Source organism: Aminobacter sp. P4_H6_2 (genome assembly GCF_056400805.1).
The window spans coordinates 1-6480 of record NZ_JBFUKO010000309.1; the positions used below are offsets into that span (position 1 = coordinate 1).

The 6480-nt window shown below is 62.0% G+C and carries 6 protein-coding genes and 1 pseudogene; 6 read left to right on the plus strand and 1 reads right to left on the minus strand.

Going from position 1 to position 6480, the window contains the following annotated elements; translation table 11 throughout:
* From AC1DUU_RS20005 to AC1DUU_RS20020, 4 genes are all read left to right on the plus strand, one after another.
* On the plus strand, positions 1-372 hold a 372-nt coding region (locus AC1DUU_RS20005; RefSeq protein WP_476785147.1), incomplete at its 5' end, for an oligopeptide/dipeptide ABC transporter ATP-binding protein.
* The gene (locus AC1DUU_RS20010) at positions 369-1469 is read left to right on the plus strand and encodes an ABC transporter ATP-binding protein (RefSeq protein WP_476785148.1); all 1101 of its coding nucleotides are present in this window, start codon (positions 369-371) and stop codon (positions 1467-1469) included. The genes AC1DUU_RS20005 and AC1DUU_RS20010, both read left to right, overlap by 4 nt.
* 2 nt (positions 1470-1471) lie before the next feature.
* Positions 1472-2467 carry a succinylglutamate desuccinylase/aspartoacylase family protein gene (locus AC1DUU_RS20015; RefSeq protein WP_476785149.1) on the plus strand — a complete coding sequence of 332 codons (996 nt, stop codon included), beginning with the start codon at positions 1472-1474 and terminating at the stop codon, positions 2465-2467.
* Position 2468: 1 nt separating this feature from the next.
* A complete protein-coding gene (locus tag AC1DUU_RS20020; protein WP_476785150.1) occupies positions 2469-3536 on the plus strand; it encodes a peptidase C39 family protein in 1068 nt (355 codons plus the stop codon).
* 103 nt (positions 3537-3639) lie between these two features.
* Here AC1DUU_RS20020 and AC1DUU_RS20025 read toward each other — a convergent pair.
* A pseudogene (locus tag AC1DUU_RS20025) lies at positions 3640-3843 on the minus strand (ATP-binding protein); the annotation flags it as partial.
* Between AC1DUU_RS20025 and AC1DUU_RS20030 the strand changes: the two are divergent.
* Both AC1DUU_RS20030 and AC1DUU_RS20035 read left to right on the plus strand, forming a co-directional pair.
* Positions 3766-3939, plus strand: coding sequence for a hypothetical protein (locus AC1DUU_RS20030; RefSeq protein ID WP_476785152.1), 174 nt, complete (start codon positions 3766-3768; stop codon positions 3937-3939). The pseudogene AC1DUU_RS20025 and the gene AC1DUU_RS20030 sit on opposite strands and share 78 nt — an antisense overlap.
* A 444-nt stretch (positions 3940-4383) precedes the next feature.
* Positions 4384-6462 (plus strand): ATP-dependent helicase, encoded by a 2079-nt coding sequence (locus AC1DUU_RS20035; protein WP_476785151.1) that lies wholly within the window; start codon positions 4384-4386, stop codon positions 6460-6462.
* The last annotated feature ends 18 nt before the right edge of the window (positions 6463-6480 follow it).

A 6480-nucleotide genomic window follows, 5' to 3' on the forward strand; every position in this document is an offset into this window, starting at 1 on the left:
ATCCTGATCACCCATGATCTCGGCGTGGTTGCTGAAATGGCCGACCGCGTCGCTGTCATGTATGCCGGCCGTATTGTCGAGATCGCGCCGGTCGCCGATCTCTTTGACGGGCCGGAGCACCCCTACACGATCGGTCTGCTCAGCTCGATGCCTTCGATCGATGGCGACAGCGAAGCGCTGACACCGATCGAAGGCAGCATGCCCGACCCGCTGGCTTTGCCTGCCGGTTGCCGGTTTCAGCCGCGCTGCCCCTTCGCCATCGCGCGCTGCGCCGTCGAGGCGCCGCCACTGGAAACTGTCAGGCCTGGCCATTTGTCAGCTTGCTGGCGCACGCCCCTGCTGGAAACCTTGACCCGAGGAGGACAACAATGACGCCGCTCAACAACGCGGGCACGCCGCTGTTGCGGGTCGATGGACTGAGCAAGAAGTTCAGCGTCACCGGCGCCTGGCCATGGCAAAAACGGACGCTGAGCGCTGTCAACGACATCAGCTTCGGCATCGATCCCGGCGAGACCCTGTCTCTGGTCGGCGAAAGCGGCTGCGGCAAATCCACCGCCGGGCGCATGCTGGTCGGGCTGACCGCGCCGAGCGCGGGGCGCATCCTGTTCGAAGGCGAGGATCTCTCCGGCCAGTCCGCCAGCCAACAGCGCGCCATGCGGCGGCGCATCCAGCTGATCTTCCAGGATCCTTACGGCTCGCTCAACCCGCGCATGACCGTCGGCGAGCTGATCGCCGAGCCTGCTCTGTTGCACGGGCTGGCCGACCGCCGCAGCGCCCATGACAGGGTTGCCGAGCTGCTCGGCCTTGTCGGTTTGGCCAAGCGGCATGCCGGGCGCTATCCGCATGAATTCTCCGGCGGGCAGCGGCAGCGCATCGGCATCGCTCGCGCGCTGGCTGTCGAACCCAGGCTGATCGTCTGCGACGAGCCTGTCTCCGCGCTCGACGTCTCGGTTCAGGCACAGATCGTCAACCTGCTGCAAAGCCTTCAGGAGCGCCTGGGCCTGAGCTACCTGTTCATCTCTCACGGCCTGTCCGTCGTGCGCCACATCAGCCATCGCGTTGCAGTGATGTATCTCGGCAATATCGTCGAGATCGGGCCGAAGGCGGCGATCTTCGACCAGCCATCGCATCCCTACACGAGAGCGCTTCTCGCCGCTGCACCAGTGCCGCGGCCGGGCGCCCGCCAGGCCAGCGTTGCGCTGGCCGGCGATATGCCAAGTCCGCTCGATCCACCTTCGGGGTGTCGCTTCCATCCGAGGTGTCCGTTTGCGATCGAGCGCTGCCGACGGGAAATCCCTGATCTTTCGCCTGGCGGTGACGGGCGGCTGGTGGCTTGCCACCGCTGGCAGGAAATCCCTGCCTTCCAGGCAAACACGTCCGCCGCGCAACACGCCCCGAAAACAACCCGGCTGCTGGCGCTCTATCGTCAGGCAGTCGCTAATTCCCACTCCCGCGTGAGCAGCACCTGAAGATGTCGACGCAAATCTGGACACGTCTGGACTATGAACGATCGGGCAAGCAGATCGGCAATCTGCATTTCCCACATTCGGTTCATCGCTCCGCCTATGGCACGATCACAATCCCGGTCGGGGTCGTCGCAGGCGGCAAGGGCCCGACGATGCTGCTCACCGCTGGCACCCATGGCGACGAATACGAAGGCCAGATCGCGCTGACCAAGCTGCTGCGGACCATCGATCCTGCCTCGATCAACGGACGGCTGATCGTCCTGCCGATGCTCAATGCGCCTGCGGCACTTGCCGGGTGCCGTGTCTCCCCACTCGACGGCGGCAATCTCAACCGTGCCTACCCGGGCGATCCCCTGGGTGGACCGACAGCGGCGATCGCCGACTATGTCAGCTCCGTGCTGTTGCCTCTTGCCGATTTCTATCAGGATTTCCACGCCGGCGGTTCGTCGCTGAACTATCTTCCATTCGTTTCAACCCGCCGCAGCGGCGATCCCGAACTCGACAACCGCGCTTTGGCGGCTGCGCGTGCGTTCGGCGCTCCGCACCTGCAGGTCTGGGGATATAGTCCCGACCCCCGGCTCTCGACCTCGGAGTCAAACCGCCAGGGCATCATCTCGCTTGGCGGTGAGTTCGGTGGCGGCGGGACGGTATCGCGGCGAGGCCTGGCACTCATCGAAAACGGCATCCAGCGCCTGCTCGCCCATTTCGGCATGGTCGAGCAGACATTTGCCGAACCCGCGCCTCCAGCTATCGAGTTCGAGGTGCTTGGGCGCGACTACTATGTCTATGCGACCGAGGACGGCGTGTTCGAACCCATGACCGATCTCGGAGACCGCATCGCGCCCGGCGCCCTCTGCGGCATGATCCATGCGGTGGACGATCCGGCGCGCTCCGCGACACCTCAGCATTTCGACATTTCCGGCATYGTCGTGTGCCAGCGGCACCCCTCGCTGGTTGTGCGCGGCGATTGCCTGGCCCATCTCGCAACTCCAAGGATCTGACATGGCCGAGCCCATCAACGTCACGCAACTTCTCGATGGCCGCGAAGCACCGCAAGCGCTGCCGGCTGCCATGGCGGAGCACCTTGCGGCAATCCAGTCGGCGCGTGGCCGCATCGTTTTCATTGCGCACCGGGGCGATACCATCGTGGGGCTGCTGATCGGGCGCCGGCGCCGCACGGCAACGATGCTGCGGATCTCCCATTTCTGGGTCGACGCCGCTGACATTGACCCCAGTGCTGTCGGCAGCGAATTGGTATCGGCATTGGAGCAGTTGTCCCTCGACAGCGATATCCTGACCTGGCGCATCGCTGCGGTTTCAGGGGAAGACGATATCCCTACAAGCTTGAGAGGGCTTGCCGGCATCGCCGCCGCAGGGCCAGGCGCGACATATGCCGAGCGTCGACTGCGGAACGATGGGCCAACTGCAAGCTCGAGGACGCCGATCTATACCCAAACAACCGGTTTCACCTGTGGCTCTGCCTCGCTGATGATGGCTTTTGYCGGCCTCGATCCTTCATCCGGCATGGATCGCCTTCTAGAACTGGCGATGTGGCGCGAGGCAACGACCGTGGTGTCGATGGACGGCCCTGGCGGCTGCGATCCGTACGGCCTGGCGCTTGCAGCAGCATCGCGCGCTCATGCGGTGAAGGTGTTCATGAGCACATCGGAGGCGATCCTCATCGATCGCGGCAACACCGAAGCCAAGCGCGACCTGATGAAGTTTGTTCAGGCCGACTTCAAGAGCCGCGTGCTCGACGCGGGTATCAAGGTCGAGCCGCGTGCCTTCACCATCGCCGAACTGCGCGACGCTATAGCTGGCGGTTCGATCGCCGTGGTTTTGATCGATCAAAGGGAGACGCATGGCCGGACGGCCCCGCATTGGGTTGTTGCCCATGCGGTCAGCGAAGAGTATTTCCTCGTCAACGATCCATGGTTCGAAGTCGATGCGCTCGAAAACAGCGCCGATGTCGTCGACCTGCCGATCCGCGATGCCATGTTCGATCGCATGGCTTGGTACGGAGAACCGGCCTATCGCGCAGCTTTGATCATCGAGCCGACGGCAACTTGATGCATCGCGGCCGGATTTGGCGGCCCTGACCGCGCCTGGAGCACAGGCTGTTGATTTGCACTGAGAAGTGACCCGGCATTTGCGCCGAGAATTGACTCGCCTCTTACGTATGTTTCGGGTCGGTGGTGGTGGTCCAGTTCCTGCATTTCTCCCTTGTAGTTTTGGGTTCATGGGCTGAGCTGTTCTTGAAGCGGAAGCTGTCGTTTCCGGTTTCGAGGATGAGGCAGTGATGGGTAAGCCGATCGAGCAAGGCGGTGGTCATCTTGGCGTCGCCGAAGACGCTGGCCCACTCGCTGAAGCCGAGGTTGTTGTTCTGGAATGTAGCTCGAGCAACCCTTCGCAGCTTGTCGAACAGATCGAGTTTCCGGTCTGCCTCTTCGATCTTCCGGCGCTGCGTAGCTAGCCGACCCAACCCAAATTGGGCTGGCTCTCTATCCGAGGCCAGATCTTAGGTAGCCAACGCTCCAAGCACCGCTCTTTCATTTTCGCCCCTGGCCCACGGCCCGGGGTTTTCTTTTGTCTGGATCGCTCCGGCGCTCGGATAGAACAGGAGTCTGAGCCAACTTTGTATGAAGTTCTGGCGAGCCCGCAATGCGCCTCAAGAATATTGCCTAATTAAATCAAATATTTAAATAAAATATTGAGTGAGAAATAGCGACGCGTGAGGCTTGCGCGGACCCCCAAAAATATGTTCCTGAAGGCCAATGTTGTGTTCTTGGGTGCGCGCATCCCGCACTTTTCGCGAAACAATCATCTTTTGGCAGGAAATTCTGACAGCATCGGCATCGGAACGAAATAGGAACATAAGTCTTGAGAAGTCATTTCACATCGCGCTAACTTGCCGACGATGAACATCGCCATCCGTGATTCGCTAGAAGAACTCTGTTACCTGTCCAAGCTGAACGACGGACAGCGTGCCGCGGTCCTGCATGGCGAAGGGGCGGTGTCCCGCCCCTTGCTCATCATCGCCGGCGCCGGCTCGGGAAAAACCAATACGCTTGCCCACCGAGTTGCCCACCTGATCGTGCGTGGAGCCGATCCGCGCCGCATTCTCCTGATGACGTTCTCGCGCCGCGCGGCGGCCGAGATGACCAAACGCGTCGAACGCATTGCTGCCGACGTATTGAAGGAGCGCGCTGCGAGCCTCATGGAGGGGCTGACCTGGGCTGGTACATTCCATTCCGTTGGCGCCAGGCTGCTCAGGGATTATGCTCAGGAGATCGGGCTCGAACCCACATTCACGATTCATGATCGGGAAGACTCGGCCGATCTGATGAACTTGGTTCGCCACGAGCTCGGCTACTCCGAGACGGGGAGCCGATTTCCCACCAAGGCAACCTGCCTGGCGATCTATTCCCGGGTCGTCAATTCCCAGGACACGGTCGAGGCCGTGCTGGGCAGCTACTACCCGTGGTGCATCGGCTGGAGCGACGAGCTGAAGCGCCTGTTCGGTGCCTATGTCGAAGCCAAGCAGGTCCAGAACATCCTCGATTACGATGATCTGCTGCTCTACTGGTCGCAGATGGCTGCGGAGCCGGAGATCGCAGCACACCTCGCCTCGCGTTTCGACCACATCCTTGTCGACGAATACCAGGACACGAACAGGCTGCAGGCTGCGATTCTGACGGCAATCAAGCCCGACGGCCACGGCCTGACGGTGGTGGGCGACGACGCCCAGTCGATCTATTCGTTCCGCGCCGCCGAAGTCCGCAACATCCTTGACTTCCCTGCCCTGTTTCCCGAAGCCGCGGATGTGGTGACGCTCGACCGCAACTATCGTTCGACAGATGCCATCCTGAACGCCGCCAATGCCGTCATCGGCGAGGCCTTCGAGCGCTTCACCAAGAACCTCTGGACCGAACGAACCTCACAGGAAAAGCCGTTCATCGTGACCGTGCCCGACGAGGCAGAACAGGCGAGCTATGTCTGCGACGAAGTCTTGAAGGAGCGCGAAGCGGGTACGCTATTGAAGGAGCAGGCCGTCCTCTTCCGGGCCGCGCATCATTCGGGGCCACTTGAGGTCGAACTCACCCGCCGCAACATCCCCTTCGTGAAGTTCGGCGGCCTGAAATTCCTGGATGCAGCCCACATCAAGGACGTGCTGGCGGTGCTGCGCTTCGCCCAGAACCCACGCGATCGGATCGCCGGCTTCCGAGTGATGCAGCTGATGCCGGGCATCGGCCCCTCGTTGGCCTCGAATGCCATCGACAGTATGGAACAGTCGCTCGACCTGGAGATGGGACTGGCGAGGTTCGTCCCACCGGCCCGGGCGGCAGGTGATTGGCCCGACTTTGTCGACCTCTTCTCCGAGCTAAGGCGCGGCCCCGGGTGGCCCGCCGAGATGGAGCGGGCGCGGCACTGGTACGAGCCGCATCTCGACCGCAAACACGAGGACGCAACGACGCGGCGGGCTGATCTTCTCCAGCTCGAACAGATCGCTTCGGGTTATCCGACCCGCGAGCGTTTCCTCACCGACCTGACACTGGATCCGCCCTCGGCAACGAGCGACGAAGCCGGCCCCCCTCACCTCGACGAGGACTATCTGATCTTGTCGACCATCCATTCGGCCAAGGGCCAGGAGTGGACCAAGGTGTTCGTCCTCAATGCGGTAGACGGTTGCATCCCGATCGACCTGAGCGCAGGCGAGCGCAAAGAACTGGAGGAAGAACGCCGACTGCTCTATGTCGCGATGACGAGGGCCAAGGACTCCCTCCACCTCATCACGCCGCAACGGTTCTTCACCTCCGGCCAGGTCGCGCGTGGCGACAGACATGTCTACGCTTCGCGCACGCGTTTCATCCCGGCGCATCTTCTGGAGCACTTCAAGGCCACGTCATGGACAAGCCAGTCGTTTCGTCAAGACAAGGCAGCACGGCCGCGTACAACCGTCGACATCAAGGGTAAGATGCGGTCGATGTGGAAGTAGCTCACGCTCAAATGGGGT

Coding starts and splice junctions, on each gene's coding strand:
- AC1DUU_RS20010 (WP_476785148.1), top strand. CDS start 369: ATGACGCCGCTCAACAACGCGGGCACGCCGCTGTTGCGGGTCGATGGA.
- AC1DUU_RS20035 (WP_476785151.1), top strand. CDS start 4,384: ATGAACATCGCCATCCGTGATTCGCTAGAAGAACTCTGTTACCTGTCC.
- AC1DUU_RS20030 (WP_476785152.1), top strand. CDS start 3,766: ATGGGTAAGCCGATCGAGCAAGGCGGTGGTCATCTTGGCGTCGCCGAA.